Source organism: Actinoplanes sp. 13 (assembly GCF_056134165.1).
Genome location: NZ_JBVYOQ010000001.1, coordinates 459,544 through 484,509, shown reverse-complemented (window position 1 = coordinate 484,509; position 24,966 = coordinate 459,544). Strand labels below are relative to the sequence as shown.

Here is a 24,966-nt window from a genome sequence, read left to right as displayed (position 1 = left end):
CCGACGTGCTTCCGGCCGCCGCCGCCCCCGGGCGGCGGCGGCCGAATCCCGACTGACATCGAGAGAAGAGTCATGGCTAACTACACCGCCGCGGACGTGAAGAAGCTCCGCGACCTCACCGGTGCCGGCATGATGGACTGCAAGAAGGCGCTCGAGGAGGCCGAGGGCGACTTCGACAAGGCCGTCGAGTTCCTGCGCATCAAGGGCGCGAAGGACGTCGGCAAGCGCGCCGGCCGCACCGCTGCCAACGGCATCGTCGCGCACTCCGGCAAGGCGCTGCTCGAGCTGAACTGCGAGACCGACTTCGTCGCCAAGACCCCGGACTTCGTCGCTCTGGGTCAGCGCCTGGTCGAGTTCGGCGAGGCCAATAAGATCGCTGACGCCGCCGCGCTGCTCGAGGCCACGCTGGACGACGGCAAGACCGTCGCCGACACCGTCCAGGAGTACTCCGCGAAGATCGGCGAGAAGATCGTCGTGAACCGCTTCACGATCGTCGAGGGCACCGTCGCGGTCTACCTGCACCGTAAGGCGCAGGACCTGCCGCCGCAGGTCGGCGTGCTGGTCGAGTACTCGGGCAAGACCGACGAGGCCGGTGACGCGGACGCCCGTGGCGTCGGCATGCAGATCGCCGCCATGCGGCCGAAGTACCTGAGCCGGGACGAGGTGCCGGCCGAGGTCGTCGAGTCCGAGCGGCGGATCGCCGAGCAGACCGCCCGCGAGGAGGGCAAGCCCGAGCAGGCGCTGCCCAAGATCATCGAGGGCCGGGTGAACTCCTTCTTCAAGGACTTCGTGCTGCTCGAGCAGGCCTCCGTGGTCGACAACAAGAAGACCGTCAAGCAGGTCACCGCCGAAGCCGGCATCGAGGTCACCCGCTTCGTCCGGTACGAGGTCGGCCAGGAGTAAGGCGCGGCAGTTCAATGGCACGGGGAGGTCGGGTACGCGATTCTGCGTCCGGCCTCCCAGTCGCATAGGGTCTGGAGCAGAACGCGAAGGGAAGGCGGGTCTCATGACATTGGGGACCGAACAGTCCGCCACGGTTGACGAGCAGAACCCGCCGACCATGCGGCCGCGGCGAGTCGTGCTCAAACTCTCCGGCGAGGTTTTCGGCGGCGGCGACGTCGGGGTCGAACCCGACGTGGTGCAGTCGCTGGCGCGGCAGATCGCCACGGTGACGCGGCGGGGCATCCAGGTCGCCGTCGTGGTCGGCGGCGGCAACTTCTTCCGCGGCGCCGAGCTTCAGGCGCGCGGCATGGACCGCAACCGCGCCGATTACATGGGCATGCTCGGCACGGTGATGAACTGCCTGGCTCTCCAGGACTTCCTGGAGAAGGAGGGCATCGAGACGCGCGTGCAGACGGCCATCACGATGGCCCAGGTCGCCGAGCCCTATCTTCCGCTGCGTGCCATCCGGCACCTGGAGAAGGGCCGCGTCGTCATCTTCGGCGCCGGCGCCGGCATGCCGTACTTCTCCACCGACACCGTCACCGCCCAGCGTGCGCTGGAGATCCACGCGGACATGGTGCTGATGAGCAAGAACGGGGTCGACGGGGTCTACACCGCGGACCCCCGGATCGACCCGGATGCCCGCAAGCTGGAATCCATCACCTTCCAGGAAGTTCTCCTGCGCGGTCTGCGCGTGGCCGACCAGGCCGCGTTCAGCCTCTGCCAGGAGAACAAGCTCCCGATGCTGATCTTCGGCGCGGAGGGCGACGACACCATCGTGCGTGCGTGCGCCGGCGAGCGGATCGGCACTCTGATCACCGCCGACTGAGGCGCGCCACACGTCCCCACATCCCGCACCACCGAAGACAGCAAGGAGGCGAGAAGAGCCGGTGATCGAGGAAACCCTCTTCGAGGCCGAAGAGAAGATGGACAGCGCGGTCGAGCACGCCAAGGAGGAGTTCGCCGCCATCCGCACCGGGCGGGCCACTCCGGCGATGTTCTCGAAGATCGTGGTCGACTACTACGGCGCGCCCACGCCGGTGACCCAGATGGCGTCGGTCGGTGTCCCCGAACCTCGCATGGTCATCGTCAAGCCGTACGACGCGTCCCAGCTCGGCCCCATCGAGCGCGCGATCCGCGACTCGGACCTGGGGGTCAACCCCAACAACGAGGGCACCCAGTTGCGCATCCACCTCCCCCAGATGACGGAGGAGCGGCGGCGCGAAATGATCAAGGTGGCGCGCCAGAAGGCCGAAGAGAGCCGCGTTGCCATCCGTAACGTCCGCCGTAAGGCCAAAGAGCAGCTCGACAAGCTGGTCAAGGACGGCGACACGGGCGAAGATGAGGGCCGTCGCGCCGAGAAGGAGCTCGACGACCTGACGCACCGTTACGTGGGGGTCGTCGACGAGCTCCTCAAACACAAGGAAGCAGAGTTGCTCGAAGTCTGATGTCCTACCTCGATCCGCGTGCCGGGCAGGCCTCCGGCGACGACACGAGCGTGCCGGCGCCGTTTGTCTACGACCCCGATCCCCGGCGCAGTCAGACCGCCGCTTCGGCGTACCCCAGCCAGACCCGGCCCGCGGACGAGGGAACGACGCAAGCAGCGCCCGGCCCGGCCTGGCGCGCGGACGAGAAGAGTTCCGAACCGGTGAGCGAGCCTGACGAGGCGCCGCGCGGCGCCAGGGGCCGGCGCCGGGCCGGGCGGGGACAGGCCACCTCCCCGGGCCGGGCCGGGCGCAACCTGCCCGCCGCGATCGGTGTCGGCGTCGGTCTCGGCGTGACCGTGCTGGCCTCGCTGCTGATCGAGCCCCGGGCGCTGCTCGTGGTGCTGGTGGTCGCTGCCGGGATCGGCGTCCGGGAGATGACCCGGGCGATGTCGGTCACCGGCAGCAACCCGCCGTTCGTCCCGCTGGCCGCCGGCAGCGCCCTGATGATCGGTCTGGCCTGGCAGGCCGGGCCGGACGGGCTCGCGATCGGCCTGGCCGTCACGGTCGGCGCCGCGATGCTCTGGCGGCTCGCCGACGGCGTGGCCGCCGCCCGGCGCGACTTCACCCCTTCCGTCGTCATCGCGGTGTACGTGCCTTTCCTGCTCAGTTTCGCCGCCCTGCTCGTCCATCCGGGCGATGGTGATCGGATGGACGGCGCCTGGCGGGTCATCGCGACGCTTGTCGCCGTGGTGCTTTCCGACACAGGTGGCTACGCGTCCGGCGTCTTCCTGGGCCGGCACCCGATGGCGCCGAGGATCAGCCCGAAGAAGTCGTGGGAGGGGTTCGCCGGCTCGGTGACCGCCGCCGCGATCGGCAGCAGCGCACTGCTCTTCTTCCTGCTGGACGTGCCGGTGTACTGGGGTTTGCTGTTCGGCGCCGCCATCTCGGTGGTCGCGGTCCTCGGGGACCTGGCCGAGTCGATGCTCAAGCGGGACCTGCGGATCAAGGACATGAGCAACCTGCTCCCGGGCCACGGCGGCCTGATGGACCGGCTCGATTCGATCCTGTTCGCCGTTCCCACCGCTTACCTGCTCTTCTCGATCATCACCCCGAGCTGGCAGGCGTGAGAAGCTGGATAAGCCATGACGATTCTTCCGGTCATTCCGATCAGCCCCGACCAGCCCGACGCGGTGACCACCCGTCGCCGTCCGAGCATGCCGCCGCGTCACCTCGCCGACCTCGACCTCGCCGCTCGCCAGAGCGCGGTCACGAGCCTCGGTGAGCCCGCCTTCCGGGCCAAGCAGCTCTCCACCCACTACTTCGGCCGGCTGGTGCGCGACGCCGCCGCGATGACCGATCTGCCGGCGGCGTCCCGCGACCGGCTCACCGCCGACCTTCTGCCCACCCTGTTGACCCCCCTGCGGGAGCAGGCGTGCGACGACGGCGCGACGCGGAAGACGCTGTGGCGTCTGCACGACGGCGCCCTGGTGGAGAGTGTCCTGATGGGCTACCCCGACCGGGTGACCGCCTGCGTCTCCAGCCAGGCCGGCTGCGGGATGGCGTGCCCGTTCTGCGCGACCGGGCAGCAGGGCCTGACCCGCAACCTGTCGGTGGCCGAGATCGTGGACCAGGTGGTCTATCTGGCCGGCGTGGCCGCCTCGGGCGCGGTCACCGGCTCGCCGCCGCGGCTGTCCCGCGTGGTGTTCATGGGCATGGGTGAGCCGCTGGCCAACTATCCCCGGGTGATCGAGGCGGTCCGGCGGTTGACGACCCCGGCGCCGGAGGGTCTCGGGCTCTCACAACGGCACATCACGGTGTCCACGGTGGGTTTGGTGCCCGCAATGCGCCGGTTGATAGCCGAGAGGCTGTCTGTGACTCTTGCGTTGTCACTGCACGCCCCCGATGATGATCTGCGCGATGAGCTTGTGCCCGTCAACCAGCGTTGGAAGGTGGCCGAGGTGCTCGATGCCGCGTTCGATTACGCGGCGCAGACCGGCCGTCGGGTTTCCATCGAATACGCCCTGATCAGGGACGTAAACGATCAGCCCTGGCGCGCCGACCTGCTCGGCCGCCTTCTGAACGGCAAGCTGGCCCATGTGAATCTCATCCCGCTGAACCCCACACCGGGCAGCAAGTGGGATGCCAGCCCCAAACCGGTCGAGCGCGAGTTCGTCCGCCGGCTGCGGGAGACCGGCGTTTCGACGACCGTGCGCGACACGCGGGGGCGGGAGATCGACGGCGCCTGCGGCCAGTTGGCCGCGGGAGAGCTGACGCAAGCGGGCGCAGGGGGCGCCGCAGCCGACGCGGAGGTGGCACAGTGACTGGGCGCAGGTCCCAGCGAGCGGAGTGGGAGACGTTGTGACGAGTCAGGGACAGCGTTTCCGGCGGCGTGCGCTGCGGCGTGGCTACAAGGTCGACGAGGTCGATGCCTTCCTGGACCGGGTCGAGGCGACCCTGGCCGGTGAGCAGGTCGGCCCGCCGGTCGGCGCGCAGGAGGTGCACGACGTCGTCTTCCGGGTGCGGTTCGGCGGCTACGACGAGTGGCAGGTCGATCTCCACCTGGACCGGGTGGAGCGGCAGCTCGCCGAGTTCGAGGAGCGTGGCGGCCGGCCGGCTCCCGACTCGATGCGTGACTCGATGCGCAGCGGCCTTTCCGCCGCGCCGCAGAGCCCGCCGGGGATGGGCCCGGGCATGGGCGGCGGGATGGGCGCCGGCCTGAGCGCCGCCGGCATGGGTGGCGGCATGCAGGGCGGCGGCATGCAGGGCGGCGGGATGCAGGGCGGCGGCATGCCACCGCAGATGCCGCAGGGCATGGGTGGCGGTCCCGGCATGGGCCGGGCGCAGACCCCGATGGCGCCGCCGACCGAGCGGCTGCCCGCTCCGGTGCGCGACGACCGCATGATGCCTCCGCAGATGCCGCCTCAGATGCCCCCGCAGATGCCGCAGCGCCCGCAGATGCCCCCGCCGGACCCCTACGGCGGTCGCTACGACGAGCCCACGGGCTACGGCCAGCAACCGCAGCAGCAGCAACCGCAGCAGCAGCAGCGCCCCGGCCCGCCGCCCGGTTACGACCAGGGTGGGTACGACCAGGGTGGCTTCGACGGTTTCGAGCCCGGCCGGCACGGCCGCGCCGACATGACCGCCGAGATCCGGATGCCCGACCGTGACCCCCGCGGGGGCTACGGCGGACCTCAGCAGGGTGCGCCGATGGCGGGCGCCCCGATGAGCGGCCCGCCCGGCGGTGGCTACGGTGGTCCGCCGCAGCCGCAGCTCGGCCCGCCGATCGGCGAGCCGGGTGGCGAGCTCTACCGGGTGGATCAGCTGCGCCGCACGTTCCAGCCGCGGCGTTTCGGCAGTGGTTACGACCCGATGCAGGTGGACCGGCTCTTCGAGGGCATCCTGCAGGCGATGACCGGTCGCGGCCCGATGCCGGTGAACGAGAACGACCTCGACATGCTGCAGTTCGGCCTGGTGCCGAACGGCTATTTCGAGGCCGAGGTGGACGCCGCGCTCCGCGAGGTGAAGGACATCCTGCTGCGCCGGCGATGAGCTGACGACGAAAAGAGGGGGCCGAGGCCCCCTCTTTTGTCTTCGACCGGGTTACTGGTCGTTGGGCCGCAGGCCGCTGCGCCGCAGCACGATGTCCCCGACGACGGCGCCGACCAGTCCTAGCGCGATCACCACGAGCCACACCTTCTCGGTGTTGCCCTGCTGGTTGCCCCAGAAGTAGAGCAGCAGGATCGCGGCGGAGACGATCGCACCACGCTGCGCCCGCTTCCGGTTGCCCGGCTTGAGCTGGTCGGGCGAATAAACCTCGTGGTGTTCTTCCGCGGCCACGGGGGTCCTCCTCGTCGACGTTCGTTGAAGTCCGATTCCAGTGTGTCACGGGGTCAGTGGGCGGCACCCGGCAACCCGGTTGTACTTTCAAGGGCGGTCAGAAGCCGAGTTTGAGGAGCGATCTAGTGCGGATCACGGGCACCGGCCACGCGAGCATGCGCATCGACACCGCCGCCGGGAGCATTCTGTGCGATCCGTGGGTGAACCCGGCGTACTTCGCCTCCTGGTTCCCCTTCCCGGACAACTCGCAGCTGGACTGGGAGACGCTGGGCGACGTCGACTATCTGTACGTGTCCCATCTGCACCGGGACCACTTCGACGCGGAGCACTTGAAGCGGTTCATCAGCAAGAAGGCGACGGTGCTGCTGCCGGAGTACCCGACCAGCCAGCTCGAGGACGAGCTGCGGGCGCTGGGCTTCACCAGTTTCCTGCGCACGAAGTCGGACGAGGTGCACGAGCTCGACGGCGGCCTGAAGATCATGATCCAGGCGCTGATCAGCCCGACCGACGGCCCGATCGGTGACTCGTCGCTCTGGGTGGAGCACGACGGGATCCGCGTCCTGAACCAGAACGACGCCCGCCCCGCCGACCTGACCCGGTTCAACGAGCTGGGCCACGTCCACGCGCACATGCTCCAGTTCTCCGGCGCCATCTGGTACCCGATGGTCTACGAGCTGCCGGACAACGCGAAGACCGCGTTCGGCAAGCAGAAGCGGGAGCGGCAGTTCGACCGCACCTGGCGGTACATCGACGACCTGAAGGCCGACCACGTCTTCCCGATCGCCGGCCCGCCGTGCTTCCTCGACGACGAGCTGTGGCAGTTCAACGACATCCACGGTGACGAGGGCAACATCTTCCCCGACCAGTCGGTGTTCCTGTCGGAGTACGCGAAGGTCGGCGGCACCAACGGCATCGTGCTGCTGCCGGGCAGCGTCACCGAGCTCACCGACGGCGGTGCGACCGCGACGACCGAGCACCCGGTGCCGGTCGCGGAGTTCTTCGCGAACAAGGTCGCGCACCTCGAGGAGATGCGCGAGCGCAAGCGCCCGGTCATCGAGGCGGAGAAGGCGTCCTGGCGGCACCCGGAGATCGACGTCCTCGGCGAGCTGAAGAAGCGGATCGAGCCGCTGCTCGAGGAGTCGCTCTACATGGCCAAGGGCGTCGGTGGCCCGGTCCGCTTCGACCTGGTCTCGTACGACGGTGACGAGGTCGAGTCGATCGTCGTGGACTTCCCCGGCAAGCAGGTCCGCCCGTACGCCGACGAGAAGGTCCGCTACCGCTTCCGCACCCAGCGCGAGCTGATCGAGCACCTGATCTTCATCGACGAGGGGGACTGGGTGAACTCGCTCTTCCTGTCCTGCCGCTTCTCCGCGGCCCGGATCGGGCAGTACAACGAGTTCGTCTACGCGTTCTTCAAGTGCCTCTCCGAGGAGCGCCTGCAGTACGCCGAGGGCTGGTACGACGAGCACGAGAAGTCCGTCGACGCCGAGGACACCCAGTTCGGGGACTGGACCGTGCAGCGCCGTTGCCCGCACCTCAAGGCCGACCTGTCCCGCTTCGGCGTGCTCGACGGCAACGTGCTGACCTGCCAGTTGCACGGGTGGAAGTTCGACCTGCCCAGCGGCCGCTGCCTCACCGGCGTCGGCCACAAGATCAGGGCCAGCAAGACCGCCAACCCCTGATTTCGTACGCCTACGAAAGTCCCGTGGCATCCCCGCGGCCTGGCCGCGACGCCGGGCCGCAGCGCGACCGCCGGGCTGATTCACCGGTCCGGCCCCACACCGGGAGTGTGGTGACTTCGGGTCCCGTGCGCACCCGAAGTCCCCACACAGGTCTGCACCCCTTACCTAGGGGCTATCCGATGGCGAGATCGCGCAGGATGCGGCGGGCCGCGTTGTGTCCCGCCGCCCCGATCACGCTGCCGGCCGGGTGCGTCCCCGCCGACCCGGAATAAAGCCCGTCCAGCCCCGTGAAGTACGGCATCCGCTGATCGAACGCGACCGTGTTGTCCACGTGGTGGATGTGCCCGCCGGTGATCCCGAAGTGCTCCTCGATCCCCGGCGGCGTCAGCGCGAACACGTCCGCCACCAGGTCCGAGGTGCCGGGCGCGTACTCGTCGCAGATCTCCAGCAGCCGCCGCACGTACCCCGGCAGCTCGGTCTCCCACGATGACCCGGCGATCGAGTACGGCACCGACTGCACGAACAGTGCCGACGAGTGGTGCCCGTCGGCGTCCTGCAACGACGGGTCGACGGTGGTGTGCACGTACCACTCGATCGTCGGCGCCGACGGGAGCCGGCCGGCCTGCACGTCCGCCCACATCTGGCGCACCGACGCCATCGATGAGCCCGGCAGCAGGTGGATCGTCGACCCGAACGGCGACGGCGCCCCTTCCGGCAGGCACGAGAAGCGGGGCAGGTCCCGCAGCGCCAGGTTCACCTTCAGCGTGGTCCCGGGCCGCCGGACGGCTGCCATGTGCGAGGTCAGCGAGGAGGGCAGGGCACCCTCCGGGACAAGATCCATCAGGCGGTACGGGTCACAGCCGCCCAGGACCACGCGAGCCGACACCGTCCGCCCGTCCTCCAGCACCACTCCGCTGACAGCGCCACTGTCGACCGAGACCGCCGAGACGGGAGCGCTGGTGAACAGCCGCGCCCCGGCCGCCCGGGCCGCGTCGGCGAAGGTGCGCGAGACGGTGCCCATCCCGCCCGCGGCGATCATCCAGGTGCCGTCCGACCCGGGCAGCCGGCACATGTTGTGCACCAGGAAGTTGTGTCCGGTGCCGGGGTCGTCCGGGCCCGCGTTGAGCCCCGACAGACCGTCGGTCACCGTGTACATCGCCGTCAACAGGTCACTTTTGAACCCGAACCGGCCCAGATAATCAGCGACACTTCCTCGTACCAGGTCAAGGAATGTGCTCTGCAGCTGTGGCCGGATGTGCCGGTCGGCGATGTCCTCCACCGAAGCCGGCTCCTCCAGCCAGGCCGGCGCGAGATCGGCGCGCAGCGCGCCGATCTCGCAGGCCAGCGCTTCGTCGGCGGCGACGTCACGCGGCGAGAAGAACTTCTCCATCTGGGCCCGGGTGGCCTCACGGTCGGCGCCGAACAGCAGGTACGGCGAGCCGGCCGGTCCCGCGGTGGGCAGGAAGTAGTGCGGGTCGCGGCGCAGGACCGGAATGTCGACGTCGAGCGTCCGCAGCAGTTCCGGCGGCATCAGGCCGAGCAGGTAGGACCCGGTGGACTGGCCCAGGCCGGGCACCTTGCGGAAGGGGCGTTCGGTGCGGGTGGCGCCACCGAGCACGCCGGCGGCCTCGAGTACGACGACGTCGAGCCCGGCGCGGGCCAGCAGGATCGCGGAGACGAGACCGTTGTGGCCGGCCCCGATGATCACCACATCGGCGCGGTCGGGAATGGGGGTCATGCCGAGCGAGAGTACCCCGCCGTTCGGTCCGCCGGAGTCGCCGATTCGTCCGTTAAATGGGCCTTGACGGGTGCTGAGTGCGTCATCGCGAAGCCGGCCAGGAGCACCACGTGGAACAGGTACAGCCAGAGACCCACCGCGACCATCGCCCCGATCTCGGTGAATCCGCCGAACGGCACGCCCAGGTCCAGCGGCAGCGAGCAGAACAGGATGAAGCCGTGCAGGAACCCGGAGAGGTTCGCCGCGGTGAACGACCCGATCAGGATGGTCGGCAGCCAGGCCGGCCGGCCCGGGGCGACGTAGCGGAACACCCAGATCACCACCGGGGTGAGCACCAGCCAGGTGGCCAGGAAGGACAGCACCACCCCCAGCACCGCCCACCAGCCGCCGCGCAGCCAGAGCCCGCTGGTGGTCGGCAGCGCCAGGAAGAGGGCGAGCAGCAGGGCCGGCGCCGCGGCCAGCAGCGGCAGCCAGAGCACCCGCCCCCGCCACCCGACCAGCGTCTCACCGGGCCGGCGGAGCGAGACGAACGCCCGCCGCAGGCCCTCGCCGTAGAGGGTGGCCGGCAGCAGGCTGGCCAGGGCGAGCCAGGGCGTCAGGGCCAGCCCGGCCTCGATCAGCGCCGACAGCGCGCGCGGCGCCCCGATCTCGGCCGGCAGCGCCGAGATCGTCCGGCCGGTCAGGTCACGGACGCGTTCGGCGCCCACCACCAACCCGGTGATCCAGATCGCCAGCAACGCGACCGGGACCACCGCTATCCCGGCGTAGAACGTGATGGCGGCTGCGTGCAGGGAGACGTCCCGACCACGCAGCGGCCGGAAAAGTGCCGACACCCGCATGGGCTCCCCTTACCCGTTACGGGAAGATGGGCCACATGCGCGAACTGGTCCTGCTCGGCTCCACCGGATCCATCGGCACGCAAGCCATCGACATAGTCCGGCGCAACCCCGACCGGTTCCGCGTGGTGGCGATCGGGGCCGGCGGCGGCAACGTCGAGCTGCTCGCGGCGCAGGCCCTCGAACTGGGCGTCGAGGTGGTCGGCGTGGCCCGCTCGTCGGCCGTGCAGGATCTTCAGCTCGCCTTCTACGCCGAGGCCCAGAAACGGGGGTACGCGACCGGCGACTTCAAGATCCCGAAGATCGTCGCCGGCCCGGACGCGATGACCGAGCTGGCCACCCACCCGTGTGACGTCGTGCTCAACGGGGTGGTCGGCAGCCTCGGGCTCGCGCCGACCCTGGCCGCCCTCGAGTCGAAGCGGATCCTCGCGCTGGCCAACAAGGAGTCCCTGGTCGCCGGCGGCCCGCTGGTGCGGCGCGTCGCCGCGGAGGGCCAGATCGTCCCGGTCGACTCGGAGCATTCGGCGCTCGCCCAGTGCCTCCGCGGCGGCGCCGCGTCCGAGGTACGGCGCCTGATCCTGACCGCGAGCGGGGGAGCGTTCCGGGGGCGGCGCCGCGACGAGTTGTCGGATGTCACACCCGAGGAGGCGCTCAAGCACCCGACCTGGGACATGGGCCCGGTCGTCACGATCAACTCGGCGACGATGGTGAACAAGGCGCTCGAGGTGATCGAGGCGCACGAGCTGTTCGGCGTGCCGTACGACGACATCGAGGTGATGGTCCACCCGCAGTCGGTGCTGCACTCCCTGGTCGAGTTCACCGACGGGTCGACGCTGGCCCAGGCCAGCCCGCCGGACATGCGGCTGCCGATCGCGCTGGCTCTGGCCTGGCCGGAGCGGGTGCCGCAGGCCGCCGCCGCGGTCGACTGGACCCTCGCGCACAACTGGGAGCTGCGCCCGCTCGACGACGAGGCGTTCCCCGCCGTCCGGCTGGCCAAGGAGGCCGGCCGCGCCGGGCGATGCCTTCCCGCGGTCTACAACGCGGCGAACGAGGAGTGTGTGGCCGCGTTCGTCTCCGGTCGGCTACCGTTCTTGGGCATCGTCGACACGCTCGAGCGGGTCCTGGCGGCGGCCCCGGATTTCGCGGAGCCGGGTACCGTCGAGGACGTGCTTGCGGCCGAGGCATGGGCGCGTGCCCAGGCGCAGCGGACGATCGCAACTCTGGCTGAAGGAGCCTGATGCTGTTCTGGCTGGGTGTGGTGGCGTTCGCGCTGACCATTCTGATCTCGGTGAGCCTGCACGAGCTGGGTCACATGATCACCGGCAAGCGTTTCGGCATGAAGGTGACGCAGTACTTCGTCGGGTTCGGCCCGACCATCTTCTCCTTCCACCGCGGCGAGACCGAGTACGGGTTGAAGCTCATCCCGCTCGGCGGCTTCTGCAAGATCGTCGGGATGACGCCGCAGGACGAGGACGTCGCCCCGGAGGACCAGCACCGCGCCATGTGGCGGTTCCCGGTCTGGAAGCGGACCGTGGTGATGGCCGCCGGCTCGATCACCCACTTCATGCTGGCGCTGGTCGGCGCGTGGGTGATGGCGATGACCATCGGCCTGCCGAACACCGACATCCCGCAGACCGCCGAGCAGCAGCGCTCCGCCCCGGCGATGATCTACGTGGGCGACTGCATCCGCACCCAGCTGGACGACACCAGCGCCGACTGCGTGCCCGGCACCGGCAGCGCTCGCGAGGCCCCGGCGAAACAGGCCGGCCTGCGGACCGGTGATCTGATCACCAAGGTGGGCGCCACCCCGGTGTCCAACTACGGGCAGCTCACCGACGCGATCCGCGCCTCGGCGGCCGGCCCCACCGAGTTCACCTACCTGCGCGACGGTCAGACCGCCACCACCAAGGTGGACCTGATCAGCGCCGAGCGCACCCCGCTGGACGACCCGGAGGGCCCGGTCTCCCAGGTGGCCGTCGCCGGCGTCAGCTGGACCACCGATCAGCCGGCCGTGATCACCTACAGCGCCCTCGGCGCGATCCCGGCCTCCGGCGACTTCAACTGGTACCTGGTGGAGAACTCGCTCAAGGCGATGGCCCGGATCCCGGAGAAGATCCCGGCCCTGTGGAACTCGATCACCGGGGAGGAGCGCGACCCGGACACCCCGATCAGTGTCGTCGGCGCGAGCCGGATCGGTGGCGAGGCGATCGAGAAGGGCGTGCCCGAGGTCTTCTGGCAGGTCTTCATCTCGCTGAACGTCTTCATCGGCCTGTTCAACCTGCTGCCGCTGCTGCCGGTGGACGGCGGGCACATCGCGATCGCCTGGTTCGAGGCCATCAGATCAAGGCTTTACAAACTCTTCAAGCGACCCGATCCGGGCCGGGTGGACTACTACAAACTGATGCCTCTGACGTACGCGGTCATCCTGATAGGTGGCGCGTTCACCCTGTTGACCGTGACCGCCGACATCATCAACCCCATTACGATCTTCAAGTGAGTGAAAAAGTGACCGCGATCAGTCTCGGAATGCCGGCGGTCCCCCCGCCGCCCCTGGCCCCTCGCCGGCACAGCCGCCAGATCATGGTGGGCAACGTGCCGGTCGGCGGCGGCGCCCCGATCAGTGTCCAGTCGATGACCACCACGCTCACCGCCGACGTCAACTCCACGCTCCAGCAGATCGCCGAGCTCACCGCCTCCGGCTGCCAGATCGTCCGGGTCGCCGTCCCCTCGCAGGACGACGTCGAGGCGCTGCCCGCGATCGCCAAGAAGTCGCAGCTCCCGGTGATCGCCGACATCCACTTCCAGCCGAAGTACGTGTTCGCCGCGATCGACGCCGGCTGCGCCGCGGTCCGGGTCAACCCGGGCAACATCCGGCAGTTCGACGACAAGGTCAAGGAGATCGCCAAGGCGGCCTCCGACGCGGGCATCCCGATCCGGATCGGCGTCAACGCCGGCTCGCTGGACAAGCGCCTGCTGGAGAAGTACGGCAAGGCCACCGCCGAGGCCCTGGTCGAGTCGGCGCTCTGGGAGTGCTCGCTGTTCGAGGAGCACGGCTTCCGGGACATCAAGATCTCGGTGAAGCACAACGACCCGGTCGTCATGATCCGGGCGTACCGGCAGCTCGCCGAGCAGTGCGACTACCCCCTCCACCTCGGCGTGACCGAGGCCGGCCCGGCGTTCCAGGGCACCATCAAGAGCGCGGTGGCGTTCGGCGCGCTGCTCGCCGAGGGCATCGGCGACACGATCCGGGTCTCGCTGTCGGCGCCGCCGGTCGAGGAGATCAAGGTCGGCAACCAGATCCTGGAGTCGCTGGGCCTGCGTGAACGCGGCCTGGAGATCGTCTCCTGCCCCTCCTGCGGTCGCGCCCAGGTCGACGTCTACACCCTCGCCGAGCAGGTCACCGCGGCGCTGGAAGGCTTCCCGGTGCCGCTGCGGGTGGCCGTCATGGGCTGCGTCGTGAACGGCCCCGGCGAGGCCCGCGAGGCGGACCTCGGCGTGGCGTCCGGCAACGGCAAGGGCCAGATCTTCGTCAAGGGCAAGGTGATCAAGACGGTGCCCGAGTCGATCATCGTGGAGACGCTGGTCGAGGAAGCTCTGCGGCTCGCCGACGAGATGGGTGCCGAGCTCCCGGACGAGCTGCGGGAGCTGCTCCCCGGCCCGACCGTCACGGTTCACTAGCGTCCGGCCCTTCGCCGGCTGCCGCCATCGCTCGACGCGTGCGGCGCCGTCTCGCCACCTGGGCCTACCGCCCGTGGCCTGCGGCGCCGTTCCGCGCTTTCTCGGTGCCGCCGCCGGGGCTGCACGCCCTGGGCGAGCCCGCCCCGCTAGAACAGCACCGTTGCGAACGAGCCCGCCGAGACGAACCCGCACCGCGCATAGACCCGCCGGGCCGCCGTGTTGTAGTCGTTCACATAGAGGCTGACCGTCGGTGCCACCCGGCGCAGCGCGTCGGCGACCACCGCCGCCATGGCCCCGCCCGCCAACCCGCGTCCCCGCCACTCCGGGTGCACCCAGACGCCCTGCACCTGTGTCGTCCGCCGGGTGATGATCGCCAGCTCGGCCTTGAAGATGACCTGATCGCCACAGAACCGCGCGTAGGCCCGCTTGCCCTTCACCAGCTCGGCGATCCGCCGCCGATAGCCGCGGCCGCCGTCGTCCAGCAGCGGTGAGACGCCGACCTCCTCGGTGTACATCGCCACCGCGGCCGGGAAGAGCTGGTCGACCTCGCCCGAGCGGACCAGGCGCACCTGTGGATCGGGCCGCACCATCGGATCGCGATCGGTGACCAGCAACGGCTGATGGTGCCGCACGTCGCGGGCCGGGCCCCAGTGGCCGCCCAGCCGGTTCCACAGGTCGAGCACCGCCTCGGACCGACCGATGATCGACGAGCAGATCCGCGGCTCGGCGCCGAGCAGGTCGGCGAACGCCGCGGTCGCCGCCGGGGTGGCGCCGACCGGCACGAGGTGCGCGCCGGACCAGATGATCGATTCGATGCGGCGTGCCGGCTCATAGCCGTAGATGCGCCCGTCGGAGCGCCACCAGTTCAGACCGTGGGAGGCCACCCGCTCCGCGATCTGCGCGCCCGCATAGGGATCGGCGTCAAGGATCCGCTCGATCGCCGCACGCTCGGGCTCACCGAGCTGCCGAATGGGCACCGTCAACACAGATACCAGATTGCCAGATCCGAGGCGTTGCACACGTACCGCAACCCCGCCTTCGGAGAAACCCTTGCTACCGACACTTCGCCGATATATCGTCTAACTATCGACGACAGAACGGAGAAGGATATGAGGTACGCACACGAGGGACATCGCGGACACGGTCACGGCCCCGGCGGCTGGCTCGACGAGGCGCGCCGGCGCGGTTTCGGCTTCCCGCCCGGATTCCCGTTCGGCGGCCCCGGCGGCGGCTTCGGCCCGCCCGACTTCGGCCCCCGCGGTCCACGCCGCGGCGGCCGCGGCGCCCGGCAGAACGTCCGCCCGGCGATCCTGGCACTGCTGCTGGAGCGCCCGATGCACGGTTACGAGATGATCCAGGAGCTGGACGCGCGCACCAACGGCATCTGGCGCCCCAGCCCCGGCTCGGTCTATCCGACCCTTCAGCTGCTGGAGGACGAGGGCCTGATCGAGGCCACCGCCGAGGGTGGCCGCAAGAGCTACCAGCTCACGTCCGACGGCCGGCCCGAGGCGGAGACCGCCGCCCAGAACCCGCCGTGGGCCCAGATCGGCGACGACGCCATGTCCCAGGTGCAGGACTTCCGCGACGCCGCGGTCGGCATCATGGGCGCGCTCAAGCAGGTCGGCTTCAGCGGCACCCCCGAGCAGCGCCAGAAGGCGCTGGAGGTGCTCAATGAGACGAAGCGCAAGCTCTACGCCATCCTCGCCGACAGCGAATGACCCCGGCCCGCGAGCTCGCGTGTGAAGTTGTGGTGCGCTTCGCGCCCGAACTTCACACGCGAGTCGGGTTGCGGGCTTGAGGGCGGGCGCCCTACTGCCGGCCGAGGGCGCTGATCAGCTCGTGCAGGGCAGGGAGGCCACCGCGCTCCAGCTCAGGGGTCGGGATCAGGGCCATGACCGGGACGGTGACGCCCGCGTCGGCGTAGGCCTGGACGCGCAGGCGGCACTCCTCCGGCGACCCGTGCACGATCAGCTCGTCGACGAGGTCGTCCGGAATCGCGGCGAGGGCGCCCTTGCGGTCACCGGACTCCCAAGCCCGCCACATGCCGGCGAGCGTCTCGGTCCGACCCAGCCAGCGGTGGAAGGCGGCGTACGCCGGAACGGTGAGGTAAGACGTGATCATGCGGCGGCCGACGGTGCGGGCGTAGCCGGCGTCCTCGGTCGGGATGACGAAGATGCGGGCGGCCACCTCGAAGCCGGCGCCGGCCTCCTTGGTCTCGGCGAGCGCGGTGGTGACGTCGGTGGCCGACAGCCAGTTGAGGATCACGCCGTCCGCCTCGGCGGCCGCCAGGCGCAGCATCTGTGGGCGCAGCGCGGCCAGCATGAGCCGGGGCGGCACGGCGGGCGGGCGTTCCAGCCGGAAGCGTCGGACGGTGAACTCCGGATATTCCTGGTCGACCACCTCGCCGGCCAGGGCGGCGCGCAGGAAGCGGAGCATGTCGCGGCTGCGGGCGTACGGGCGGACGAAGTCGGCGGCGTTCCAGTCGCCGGAGACGACCGGCGAAGAGGCGCCGATGCCGAACTGGAACCGGCCCGGCGCGGTCTCGGCCAGCGCCGCAGCGGTCATCGCCAGCAGGCCGGGCCCGCGGGTGAAGACCGGGGCGATCGCGGTGCCCAGCCGCAGGCGTGGCTCCCAGGCGGCGGCCAGGGTGAGCGGGGTGAAGGCGTCGGTGCCGTTCACCTCCGCACTCCAGACGTCGGTGAAGCCCGCGTCGGCCAGCGCCGAATAGACGGCGGCGTGCTCGGCGAGCTGCACGCCACCGAGCGGAACGGTCATGCCCCAGCGCATCGACATGTCCCCGATCCTGCCTGTACCGGCCGACCGTGTCTACCGGTCGGTAACATCTGGTGGCCCGCACCGGGGTGCGGGCCACGACGAGAGGTCAGGAAGCGGAGCGCCAGGCCGCCGCGAACGAGGTGCGGACGTTGGTGCGCATCAGTGAACCCCGGTAGACCCGGGCCCCGATCGCCAGCAGCACCACCGCGGTGACCGCCAGGATCAGCAGTGCCACCACCGGTTCCCAGGCCGCCGCGTCCTCCTTGAAGAGCCGGATCGGCATGGCGATCGGCGATGAGAACGGGATGTACGAGAGCACCTTCTGTGCCGCCGCGTTGTCCTGCATGAACAGCACCGCGAAGAACGGGAGCAGCACCGCCATCTGCACCGGCACGGAAGTGTTGGTGAGGTCCTCCTGGCGGGCGGCCAGCGCGCCCACCCCGGCCCAGAGCGTGGCCAGCATGACGAAGCCGAGCGCGAAGAACGGCAGGAACCAGCCGATTGCCGGGCCGACCGCGCTGACCACACCGGTGTCGACGTCGGTGACCGTCATCCCGATGAACGCGACCAGCGCGATCAGGGCTATCTGCCCGAACGCGAGCAGCGTCATCGCGACGACCTTGCCGGCCAGCAGCACCCCGACCGGAACACTGGAGACCAGGATCTCGACGATCCGGGTCTGCTTCTCCTCGACGACGCTCTGCGCGATCTGCAGGCCGTACGTGTACGAGGTGAAGAAGAACAGCATGGCCAGTGCGGCCGGCACCACGAACTGCAGGAACGGGTCCAGGCCGGAGGCATCGAGCAGCCGGACCGGGGGAGCGGTGCTGAGGGCCTGCACCACCTCGCTGGGCGCCTCCTCCAGGGCCAGCACCTCCGGGCCGGGCAGGACCGCCGCCTCCACCTCGCCGTCGCGCACCAGTCGCTCGGCGGCGGCCGTGTCGGGCGCGGCCTGCACCTCCAGGCCGCCGGCGGTGAGCTGCGCGGTGGCGGTGTCGCCGACCACGGCGACCTTAGTGGGGCCGCCGTCGAGGAAGGCCGGCAGGGCGATCGAGCCGACCACGATGACCAGGAAGAACACGGTGCTGTAGAGGAACGCCTTGTCGCGCAGCTTGACGCGGAGCTCGCGGGCGGCAACCAGCCGGACGGCTTCGAAGTTGGTCACTGGATCACCTCTCGGAAGATCTCGGCCAGGGAGGGTCGCACCGGGCCGAACGCGCGGACCGGGCCACGGGCGAGGGCGGCGCGCAGCACACCCTGGTCGTCGGCGCCGTCTTCGAGGTCGAAGACGGCGCGTGGGCCGTCGAGTTCGACGAGGCTCACGCCGGGCTCGTCGCGCAGCCAGCCGGCGTCGGCGCCGACCTCGACCGAGAACCGCGGCAACGCGTACTGCTCGCGCAGGTAGGAGCGGCTCCCGGCAGCCCGGATGGTGCCGTCCGCAATGATCACCAGGTCGTCGCAGAGTCGTTCGACCAGGTCGAGCTGGTGGCTGGAGAAGAGCACCGCGGCGCCGGCCGCGGCCCGCTCGCGCAGGACGGCGACGACGTTGTCGACGGCCAGCGGGTCCAGGCCGGAGAACGGCTCGTCCAGGACGAGCAGCTCCGGGTCGTGGACCAGGGCCGCGGCGATCTGCACCCGCTGCTGGTTGCCGAGCGACAGTTTTTCGACGGGGTCGTTCTCCCGTCCGGCCAGCTCCAGGCGCTCCAGCAGGGCGGTGGTTCGCCGGCGCGCGTCGGCTGTGCTCACCCCGTGCAACCGGGCCAGATAGACGACCTGGTCGGCGACGGTCATCTTCGGATAGAGCCCGCGCTCCTCCGGCATGTAGCCGAAGCGGTGCCGGACCTGCTGGTCGATGGCGGTGCCCTGCCAGGTCACCGCGCCGGAGTCGGCGGCGAGGACACCCAGGATGATCCGCATGGTCGTGGTCTTGCCGGCGCCGTTGGCGCCGACGAAGCCGGTCAGCCGGCCGGCCTCCACCGCGAACGACACGTCCTTGAGGACCTGCCGGTCGCCGAAGGACCGGTTGACGGCATCGACGTTCAGGATGCTGGTCATGGGGATCACGCTAGGCGGTGATCGATGTCCCGTCGTCCGGCGCGCGGACGACCGGCAAGGTCCTCCGCGCGGAGGACCTCAGGCTCCGGGCCGAACCACACCGAGCTCGTACGCGAGCACGACGGCCTGGGTCCGGTCCCTCGCGCCGAGCTTCATCAGCACCCGGCTGACGTGCGTCTTCACCGTGGTCTCGCCCAGGTGCAGGGTCGCTGCGATCTCCGCGTTGGTGGCCCCGCCGGCGAGCTGGACCAGCACCTCGTGCTCCCGTGGGGTCAGATCGGCCAGGCGGACGGCGGGCTCGGGGGAGCGCTGCCGGGGCAGGGTGAACTCGGCGATGACCCGGCGGGTGACGGCGGGCGCCAGCAGCGCGTCGCCGGCCGCGACGACGCGGACCGCCTCGGCGAGCGCCTCCGGGGTCCCGTTCTTGAGCAGGAAGCCGCTGGCCCCGGCCTGAAGTGCGGCGAACAGGTAGTCGTCGCGGTCGAACGTGGTCAGGATCAGCACCGACGGCCCGCCCCGGGAGGCGATCCGCCGGGTCGCCTCCAGCCCGTCGACGCCCGGCATCTCCACGTCCATCAGCACCACGTCGGGGCGTAGTGACAGCGCCAGCTCGGTGGCCTGTTCGCCGTCCGCCGCCTCACCGACGACGGTGATGTCGTCCTCCATCTCGAGGATCACCCGGAAGCCGGTACGCACCAGCTGGTGATCGTCGGCCAGCAGGACCCGGATGCTCACGCCTTTCCTCCCGCGCTCGTCAGGGCCGGCGCGTACGGCAGCCGCGCCCGCACCCGGTATCCGCCCGTACCGCGTGGCCCGTGCTCCAGGGTGCCCTCGTGGATCGCCACCCGTTCCCGCATGCCGATCAGGCCCATCCCGTCCGCCGCGGCGGGCGCGGTGCCCCGGCCGTCGTCCGCGACGTCCACCTCGAGCTCCCCGCTGAGATAGCGGAGCCGGATGTCGAGGTTCCGCGCGTGCGCGTGCTTGAGCGTGTTGGTGGCCGCCTCCTGCACGATCCGGTACGCCGCCTGGGAGACCGAGTCGGGCAGCGGCACCGCGTCACCGTACACGGCGTAGTGCACGGTCAGCCCGGCCTCGCGGGCGTTCTCGGCGATCCGCGCGATCCGGTCGATCCCGGCCGGGGCGGCTTCGGCGGCGGAGCCGGTGGTCCCGGCGGCGGTGGTTTCGGAGGCCCGCAACGCCCCCAGCATCCGCCGCAGCTCGCCGACCGCGGTGCGGGCGCCCTCCTCGATCGCGGCGAGCGCCGTCCGGGCCCGTTCCGGGTCCTTGTCCAGGGCCCGCCGGCAGGCGGACGCCTGGATCCCCATCACCGACACGTGGTGCGCGACCACGTCGTGCAGCTCGCGCGCGATCCGGACCCGTTCGCCGAGGACCGCCCGTTCGGAGGCGGCCGCCTGGGCCGCACGCAGCTCGGCGGCCTGCGACTCGACCGTGGCCAGCCGGCGGGCGCTGTTCCACGCGGCGTCACCGACCAGGTAGACCGAGCCGAAGAAGATGGCGTTCACGAAGTAGTTGTTGAAGACCAGCGCCCAGAGGGCCGGCAGCTCACCGGAGGCGCCGGAGAAGCCCTCGTCCATGATCATGTCGTGCGACGTGAGGAACGCGGCGGTGAGCCAGCCGAACATCGCCACGATGATGGCCAGCCGGATGTTGCGGGCCCGCAGCCGGCTGGGGCCCCAGGCGCCCAGCGTGTAGATCATCGCGTAGAGGGCGTACGAGGCGACCTGCTGCTCCTGCGCGCCGCGGGTCTGGCCGCCGATGTAGACCAGCGACATCACGATCGCGGCGGCCTCCGGCCACCGGCGGCGCCACACCAGCGGCAGCGTGGTGCCGATCGCCCACCCGATCTGTTCGAGCCGGGCCGGCGCGTTCTCGCTCGCCAGCAGGCCGAAGCTGCGCGAGAGGAAGAGGTTGAGCACCGCGACGGCGACCACCGCCAGCCCGATCCACAGGTCGTTGCGGCGCTGCGCGGCGGTCGGGCCGGGCCGCCGCCACTCCTCGACGTTCCAGGAAGGGAGCATGGGCCGACCATCGCACGCTGACCCGGCGCCGAGCCAGGCCGGGTCACGGCGCTGAGGGCGATCTCTCCGGGCGGGGGCCGCTGAAGTAGAGCGCGGCGCCCAGGTCGCGGCGGGTCTGGGTGGGAACGGTGACGTCCTCGCGGGGGCCGGGCGTGCCGCCGAGCTCGGCGATGCGCCGGTGGGCCGCCTCCAGGCGGTCCTCCAGGGCCACGATGCGGCAGGCGGCGGCGAGGGGGAAGCCTTCGTCCAGCAACTGCCGGACCCGGGCGGCGAGGTGGAGCTGATGACGCGAGTACCGGCGGTGGCCGCCGCGGGAGCGCTCGGGCTCGATCAGCCCGGCCTCGTCCAGGCTGCGCAGGAAGGCGGGCGTCACGCCGATCAGCTCGGCGGCCCGGCCCATGCTGTGAACCGGCTCGTCAGCGTCCATGCTTCCCCAGGGCGAGTGAAGGGCGGAGGGATGGGCGGAGTAGGACCAGGGCCCCGGCGGGTAACCGGGGCCCTGGCTTTTCAATTCTTGTGCCGGTCACTGCCGGCTCATGTGGTCGACCGGCTGCGTGCCGCTAGCGGTCGACCGGAGTGATTGGCATCGGCTGCGATCACCTCTTGTCGGTTCGGGGACGTCGTGATTACGCGTTGCTGCGGTATCTCGTCCTCCTTCTCCAACTCAGCGACAGTTCCAACTCAGCACTAGTGCCGGTGGAAGTCGGCGGTGGCTGTCCGCCGTGGCCGACAAGGCAAATGTATGCCTCTCCCGCGCCGATTTCTAGACTCGCCGCTGTAGATTTTCTCCGAGAAAGGTCTGACTAGCTGCGAAAACTCTTGCGACCGTCGATGTCTTGCCGATGGCGGCGCGGGACGCGCGCAGATGCGCGGAAGAGAGAGTGGCCACGTCCCGCGCTGCCGCCGAAGCGGCGATCCTGCCGAGGAATCGCTGCGTCCAGGCTGGCACCGGGGTAGGTCGCCGGCAACGCAATTAACGCTTCTCATTGACGCCCGTAACACCACAGCGAGATCATCACGGCATCCGTGGCTCAGGTCACACCCCTTCGGGCAAGGGAGCACGTAGATGACCACAGACGAGGAACGTCTCGCCCAACTCGGTTACAAGCAGGAACTGCACCGCCGGCTCTCCGGCTTCTCCAACTTCGCCGTCTCCTTCTCGATCATCTCGATCCTGGCCGGCGCGATCACCTCGTACGGGATCGCGATGACCGCCGGCGGTCCGATGGCCATCACCCTGGGCTGGCTGTTCGTCGGCATCATGGTGACCTTCGTGGCGCTGGCGATGGCCGAGGTGTGTTCGGCCTATCCGACCGCCGGCGCCCTCTACTGGTGGGCCGCGGCACTGGCCAAGCGCAACAAGGCCGCCTGGGCCTGGTTCGTGGGCTGGTTCAACTTCCTCGGCGAGGTGGCGGTCACCGCCGCGATCGACTTCGGCGCCGCGATCACCACCTCGGCCTTCCTCAGCCTCACCTTCGACATGGAGGTGACCACCGGCCGGACCTTCCTGATCTTCCTGGTCATCATCGTCGTGCACGGCCTGCTGAACACGTTCGGTGTCAACCTGGTCCGCCTGCTCTCCGACGTGAGCGCCTGGTGGCACCTGATCGGCGTCGCGGTGATCGTCGGTGTGCTGGCGGTGATCCCGGACCAGCACAAGCCGATCTCCGAGGTGTTCTTCGAGGTGCGGAACGCGACCGGCTTCGATTTCGCCGGGGCCGGGGTGTACGCGGTGCTCATCGGCCTGCTGATGGCGCAGTACACCTACACCGGCTACGACGCCTCCGCGCACGTGGCGGAGGAGACCCACGACGCGGCCCGCGCCGCACCGCGCGGCATCGTGCTGTCGGTCGTGGTCTCGGTGCTCGCCGGTTTCGTGCTGCTGTTCGCCATCACCTGGTCCATCCAGGACTACGAGGCCGCGCGGACCAGCGAGCTCGCCCTGCCGCCCGCACAGATCTTCATCGACGCGGTGGGCCATGACACCGGCACGTTCCTGCTGTTCATCTGCATGGTGGCGCAGTGGTTCTGCGGCATGGCCTCGGTCACCGCGAACTCCCGGATGTCGTACGCCTTCGCCCGTGACGACGCGTTGCCCGGCTCGCGGATCTGGAAGAAGGTCAACTCCCGCACCGGTACGCCGACCAACTCGATCTGGCTGTGCGTCGGCCTCTCCACCCTGCTGGTCCTGCCGTCGCTGTGGAACACCACCGCCTACCTGGCGGCCACCTCGATCGCGGTGATCGGCCTCTACATCGCGTACGTCGGGCCGGTCTTCCTGCGCCGGATGAACCGGGACTTCGTGCCCGGGCCGTGGAATCTGGGCCGGTGGAGCGCTCCGGTCGGATGGATCGCGATCGTCTGGGTAGGGGTCATCTGCGTGCTGTTCGTGCTCCCCACGGCCAGCCCGATCACCGCGTCGACGTTCAACTACACGATCGTCGCCGTGGCGGTGGTGGTCGGCGCGGCCACCGTCTGGTGGTTCGCGAGCGCCCGCAAGTGGTTCACCGGCCCGAAGCAGAACCTCATCGAGAAGGCCGCGCACGGCGAGCAGACCATGCCGACGCCGAACGACTGAGAGGACACGACCCATGGATCTCGAGGAACTCGACGTCGCCGTCGACAACGGCAGCATCGACACCGTGCTGCTGGCCCTGACCGACATGCAAGGACGGTTGCAGGGCAAACGGCTGCACGGGCGGTATTTCATGGACGAGGTCGTCGACGGCGGCAGCGAGGGCTGCAACTATCTGCTCGCCGTGGACGTCGACATGAACACCGTCGACGGCTACGAGATGTCCTCGTGGTCCACCGGGTACGGCGACTTCGTGATGAAGCCGGACTTCACCACGTTGCGCCGGATCCCGTGGCTGCCCGGCACGGCCCTGGTTCTGGCCGACCTCACCGACACGGCCGGGCAGCCGGTGCCGCCGTCACCCCGGCAGATCCTGCGCCGCCAGCTCGACCGGCTGGCGGCGCACGGTCTCACCGCGTTCGCGGGCACCGAGCTGGAGTTCGTGCTCTACCGGGACACCTACGAGCACGCGTTCACGAAGAACTACCGGGACCTGACGCCGGCCAACCAGTACAACGTGGACTACTCGCTGCTGGGCACCAGCCGGGTGGAGCCGCTGCTGCGCCGGATCCGCAACGACATGTACGGCGCGGGGCTGATCCCGGAGAGCGCCAAGGGGGAGTGCAACCTCGGTCAGCACGAGATCGCGTTCCGGTACGCGGACGCGCTCACCGCCGCCGACAATCACGTGATCTACAAGAACGGCGCGAAGGAGATCGCCGCCCAGGAGGGCATGGCGCTCACGTTCATGGCCAAGCCGAACGACCGGGAGGGCAACTCCTGTCACATCCACTTCTCGCTGCGCGGCGAGGACGGCCGCTCGGCGATGCTCGGCGACGGTCCGGCGCACCTGAGTGAGACCGGGCAGCGGGTGCTGGCCGGCCTGCTCGCCACGATGCGCGAGTTCAGCCTGTTGTTCGCGCCCAACATCAACTCGTACAAGCGGTATCAGCCGGGGTCGTTCGCGCCGACCGCGCTGCGCTGGGGCGTGGACAACCGGACCTGCGCGCTGCGGATCGCCGGGCACGGTCAGGGCATGCGGGTGGAGAACCGGGTGCCGGGCGGTGACGTCAACCCCTACCTGGCGATCGCTGCCCTGGTGGCGGGCGCGCTGCACGGGATCGAGAACGAGTTGTCGCTGGAGGACGAGTTCGTCGGGAACGCGTACGGGGACGAGACCGCCGAGCGGGTGCCGGGCACGTTGCGCGACGCCGCGGACCTGTGGGGCGCGAGCGGGATCGCGGCGACGGCGTTCGGCGCGGACGTGGTCGCGCACTACGCCAACATGGCCCGGGTGGAGCTGGCCGCCTACGACGCGGCGGTCACCGACTGGGAACTGCGCCGCGGCTTCGAACGCCTGTGAATTCCGGCTCCGGGAGAGG

At 70.1% G+C, this 24,966-nt stretch carries 23 protein-coding genes; 13 read left to right on the top strand and 10 right to left on the bottom strand.

Annotated features, from left to right (window positions below; genetic code table 11):
- Positions 1 to 72 precede the first annotated feature (72 nt).
- The 6 genes from tsf (at position 73) to AC0NH5_RS02135 (ending at position 5,918) form a co-directional block, all read left to right on the top strand.
- On the top strand, positions 73 to 903 hold the full coding sequence (tsf, locus tag AC0NH5_RS02160; protein WP_474399235.1) for a translation elongation factor Ts: 831 nt from the start codon (positions 73 to 75) through the stop codon (positions 901 to 903).
- Positions 904 to 1,060: 157 nt separating this feature from the next.
- Positions 1,061 to 1,771, top strand: a complete 711-nt coding sequence (gene pyrH, locus AC0NH5_RS02155) for a UMP kinase (RefSeq protein ID WP_474400325.1) — start codon at positions 1,061 to 1,063, stop codon at positions 1,769 to 1,771.
- A 61-nt stretch (positions 1,772 to 1,832) separates the two neighbouring features.
- Positions 1,833 to 2,390 (top strand): ribosome recycling factor, encoded by a 558-nt coding sequence (gene frr, locus AC0NH5_RS02150; protein ID WP_474399232.1) that lies wholly within the window; start codon positions 1,833 to 1,835, stop codon positions 2,388 to 2,390.
- The gene (locus AC0NH5_RS02145) at positions 2,390 to 3,496 is read left to right on the top strand and encodes a phosphatidate cytidylyltransferase (protein ID WP_474399229.1); all 1,107 of its coding nucleotides are present in this window, start codon (positions 2,390 to 2,392) and stop codon (positions 3,494 to 3,496) included. The genes frr and AC0NH5_RS02145 overlap by 1 nt, the downstream gene beginning before the upstream one ends.
- A 15-nt stretch (positions 3,497 to 3,511) precedes the next feature.
- Positions 3,512 to 4,690, top strand: a complete 1,179-nt coding sequence (rlmN, locus tag AC0NH5_RS02140; protein WP_474399226.1) for a dual-specificity RNA methyltransferase RlmN — start codon at positions 3,512 to 3,514, stop codon at positions 4,688 to 4,690.
- Between the two features lie 37 nt (positions 4,691 to 4,727).
- Complete coding sequence (locus AC0NH5_RS02135) at positions 4,728 to 5,918, top strand: DivIVA domain-containing protein (protein WP_474399224.1); 1,191 nt, start codon at positions 4,728 to 4,730, stop codon at positions 5,916 to 5,918.
- A 51-nt stretch (positions 5,919 to 5,969) separates the two neighbouring features.
- Here AC0NH5_RS02135 and AC0NH5_RS02130 read toward each other — a convergent pair whose 3' ends face one another.
- Entirely contained in the window at positions 5,970 to 6,206 is a 237-nt protein-coding gene (locus AC0NH5_RS02130) for a DUF2631 domain-containing protein (RefSeq protein ID WP_474399221.1), read from the bottom strand.
- A 125-nt stretch (positions 6,207 to 6,331) separates the two neighbouring features.
- Here AC0NH5_RS02130 and AC0NH5_RS02125 point away from each other — a divergent pair, with 125 nt between their 5' ends.
- Positions 6,332 to 7,888 carry a Rieske 2Fe-2S domain-containing protein gene (locus AC0NH5_RS02125; protein ID WP_474399218.1) on the top strand — a complete coding sequence of 519 codons (1,557 nt, stop codon included), beginning with the start codon at positions 6,332 to 6,334 and terminating at the stop codon, positions 7,886 to 7,888.
- Between the two features lie 172 nt (positions 7,889 to 8,060).
- Here the strand turns inward: AC0NH5_RS02125 and AC0NH5_RS02120 are convergent, their stop codons facing one another.
- On the bottom strand, positions 8,061 to 9,626 hold the full coding sequence (locus AC0NH5_RS02120) for a phytoene desaturase family protein (RefSeq protein ID WP_474399216.1): 1,566 nt from the start codon (positions 9,624 to 9,626) through the stop codon (positions 8,061 to 8,063).
- Positions 9,623 to 10,465, bottom strand: a complete 843-nt coding sequence (locus tag AC0NH5_RS02115; protein ID WP_474399213.1) for a YhjD/YihY/BrkB family envelope integrity protein — start codon at positions 10,463 to 10,465, stop codon at positions 9,623 to 9,625. The genes AC0NH5_RS02120 and AC0NH5_RS02115 overlap by 4 nt, the downstream gene beginning before the upstream one ends.
- Before the next feature lie 26 nt (positions 10,466 to 10,491).
- On the opposite strand from AC0NH5_RS02115, the gene dxr reads away from it, so the two are divergent.
- The 3 genes from dxr to ispG are packed head-to-tail and all read left to right on the top strand — an operon-like array spanning position 10,492 to position 14,140.
- Positions 10,492 to 11,700, top strand: coding sequence for a 1-deoxy-D-xylulose-5-phosphate reductoisomerase (dxr, locus tag AC0NH5_RS02110; RefSeq protein WP_474399211.1), 1,209 nt, complete (start codon positions 10,492 to 10,494; stop codon positions 11,698 to 11,700).
- On the top strand, positions 11,700 to 12,959 hold the full coding sequence (locus AC0NH5_RS02105; RefSeq protein WP_474399209.1) for a M50 family metallopeptidase: 1,260 nt from the start codon (positions 11,700 to 11,702) through the stop codon (positions 12,957 to 12,959). Before dxr ends, AC0NH5_RS02105 begins: the two co-directional genes overlap by 1 nt.
- Before the next feature lie 8 nt (positions 12,960 to 12,967).
- A complete protein-coding gene (gene ispG, locus AC0NH5_RS02100; RefSeq protein WP_474400324.1) occupies positions 12,968 to 14,140 on the top strand; it encodes a flavodoxin-dependent (E)-4-hydroxy-3-methylbut-2-enyl-diphosphate synthase in 1,173 nt (390 codons plus the stop codon).
- 146 nt (positions 14,141 to 14,286) lie between these two features.
- On the opposite strand, the gene AC0NH5_RS02095 is transcribed toward ispG, so the two are convergent.
- On the bottom strand, positions 14,287 to 15,126 hold the full coding sequence (locus tag AC0NH5_RS02095; protein WP_474399206.1) for a GNAT family N-acetyltransferase: 840 nt from the start codon (positions 15,124 to 15,126) through the stop codon (positions 14,287 to 14,289).
- Positions 15,127 to 15,249: 123 nt separating this feature from the next.
- Between AC0NH5_RS02095 and AC0NH5_RS02090 the strand changes: the two genes are divergently transcribed.
- Positions 15,250 to 15,858 (top strand): PadR family transcriptional regulator, encoded by a 609-nt coding sequence (locus AC0NH5_RS02090; RefSeq protein WP_474399204.1) that lies wholly within the window; start codon positions 15,250 to 15,252, stop codon positions 15,856 to 15,858.
- 91 nt (positions 15,859 to 15,949) lie between these two features.
- Here the strand turns inward: AC0NH5_RS02090 and AC0NH5_RS02085 are convergent, their stop codons facing one another.
- The 6 genes from AC0NH5_RS02085 to AC0NH5_RS02060 form a co-directional block, all read right to left on the bottom strand.
- Positions 15,950 to 16,915 (bottom strand): LLM class F420-dependent oxidoreductase, encoded by a 966-nt coding sequence (locus AC0NH5_RS02085; RefSeq protein ID WP_474400323.1) that lies wholly within the window; start codon positions 16,913 to 16,915, stop codon positions 15,950 to 15,952.
- 106 nt (positions 16,916 to 17,021) lie between these two features.
- Complete coding sequence (locus tag AC0NH5_RS02080; RefSeq protein ID WP_474399203.1) at positions 17,022 to 18,080, bottom strand: ABC transporter permease; 1,059 nt, start codon at positions 18,078 to 18,080, stop codon at positions 17,022 to 17,024.
- On the bottom strand, positions 18,077 to 18,970 hold the full coding sequence (locus AC0NH5_RS02075; protein ID WP_474399201.1) for an ABC transporter ATP-binding protein: 894 nt from the start codon (positions 18,968 to 18,970) through the stop codon (positions 18,077 to 18,079). The genes AC0NH5_RS02080 and AC0NH5_RS02075 overlap by 4 nt, the downstream gene beginning before the upstream one ends.
- A gap of 78 nt (positions 18,971 to 19,048) precedes the next feature.
- On the bottom strand, positions 19,049 to 19,705 hold the full coding sequence (locus AC0NH5_RS02070) for a response regulator (RefSeq protein WP_474399198.1): 657 nt from the start codon (positions 19,703 to 19,705) through the stop codon (positions 19,049 to 19,051).
- On the bottom strand, positions 19,702 to 21,009 hold the full coding sequence (locus AC0NH5_RS02065; RefSeq protein ID WP_474399195.1) for a sensor histidine kinase: 1,308 nt from the start codon (positions 21,007 to 21,009) through the stop codon (positions 19,702 to 19,704). The genes AC0NH5_RS02070 and AC0NH5_RS02065 overlap by 4 nt, the downstream gene beginning before the upstream one ends.
- Before the next feature lie 43 nt (positions 21,010 to 21,052).
- Positions 21,053 to 21,436: a helix-turn-helix domain-containing protein gene (locus AC0NH5_RS02060; RefSeq protein ID WP_474399192.1), complete on the bottom strand. Its 384-nt coding sequence runs from the start codon at positions 21,434 to 21,436 to the stop codon at positions 21,053 to 21,055.
- Between the two features lie 639 nt (positions 21,437 to 22,075).
- Here AC0NH5_RS02060 and AC0NH5_RS02055 point away from each other — a divergent pair.
- Positions 22,076 to 23,587, top strand: coding sequence for an amino acid permease (locus AC0NH5_RS02055; RefSeq protein ID WP_474399189.1), 1,512 nt, complete (start codon positions 22,076 to 22,078; stop codon positions 23,585 to 23,587).
- A gap of 13 nt (positions 23,588 to 23,600) precedes the next feature.
- On the top strand, positions 23,601 to 24,947 hold the full coding sequence (locus AC0NH5_RS02050) for a glutamine synthetase family protein (protein WP_474399186.1): 1,347 nt from the start codon (positions 23,601 to 23,603) through the stop codon (positions 24,945 to 24,947).
- Positions 24,948 to 24,966 lie beyond the last annotated feature (19 nt).

Bases quoted from the DNA above. Each gene is read 5' to 3' on its own strand.
- tsf (WP_474399235.1), top strand. From the start codon at position 73: ATGGCTAACTACACCGCCGCGGACGTGAAGAAGCTCCGCGACCTCACC.
- pyrH (WP_474400325.1), top strand. From the start codon at position 1,061: ATGCGGCCGCGGCGAGTCGTGCTCAAACTCTCCGGCGAGGTTTTCGGC.
- AC0NH5_RS02145 (WP_474399229.1), top strand. From the start codon at position 2,390: ATGTCCTACCTCGATCCGCGTGCCGGGCAGGCCTCCGGCGACGACACG.
- rlmN (WP_474399226.1), top strand. From the start codon at position 3,512: ATGACGATTCTTCCGGTCATTCCGATCAGCCCCGACCAGCCCGACGCG.
- AC0NH5_RS02120 (WP_474399216.1), bottom strand. From the start codon at position 9,626: ATGACCCCCATTCCCGACCGCGCCGATGTGGTGATCATCGGGGCCGGC.
- AC0NH5_RS02115 (WP_474399213.1), bottom strand. From the start codon at position 10,465: ATGCGGGTGTCGGCACTTTTCCGGCCGCTGCGTGGTCGGGACGTCTCC.
- dxr (WP_474399211.1), top strand. From the start codon at position 10,492: ATGGGCCACATGCGCGAACTGGTCCTGCTCGGCTCCACCGGATCCATC.
- AC0NH5_RS02105 (WP_474399209.1), top strand. From the start codon at position 11,700: ATGCTGTTCTGGCTGGGTGTGGTGGCGTTCGCGCTGACCATTCTGATC.
- AC0NH5_RS02090 (WP_474399204.1), top strand. From the start codon at position 15,250: ATGAGGTACGCACACGAGGGACATCGCGGACACGGTCACGGCCCCGGC.
- AC0NH5_RS02085 (WP_474400323.1), bottom strand. From the start codon at position 16,915: ATGACCGTTCCGCTCGGTGGCGTGCAGCTCGCCGAGCACGCCGCCGTC.
- AC0NH5_RS02075 (WP_474399201.1), bottom strand. From the start codon at position 18,970: ATGACCAGCATCCTGAACGTCGATGCCGTCAACCGGTCCTTCGGCGAC.
- AC0NH5_RS02065 (WP_474399195.1), bottom strand. From the start codon at position 21,009: ATGCTCCCTTCCTGGAACGTCGAGGAGTGGCGGCGGCCCGGCCCGACC.
- AC0NH5_RS02060 (WP_474399192.1), bottom strand. From the start codon at position 21,436: ATGGACGCTGACGAGCCGGTTCACAGCATGGGCCGGGCCGCCGAGCTG.
- AC0NH5_RS02055 (WP_474399189.1), top strand. From the start codon at position 22,076: ATGACCACAGACGAGGAACGTCTCGCCCAACTCGGTTACAAGCAGGAA.
- AC0NH5_RS02050 (WP_474399186.1), top strand. From the start codon at position 23,601: ATGGATCTCGAGGAACTCGACGTCGCCGTCGACAACGGCAGCATCGAC.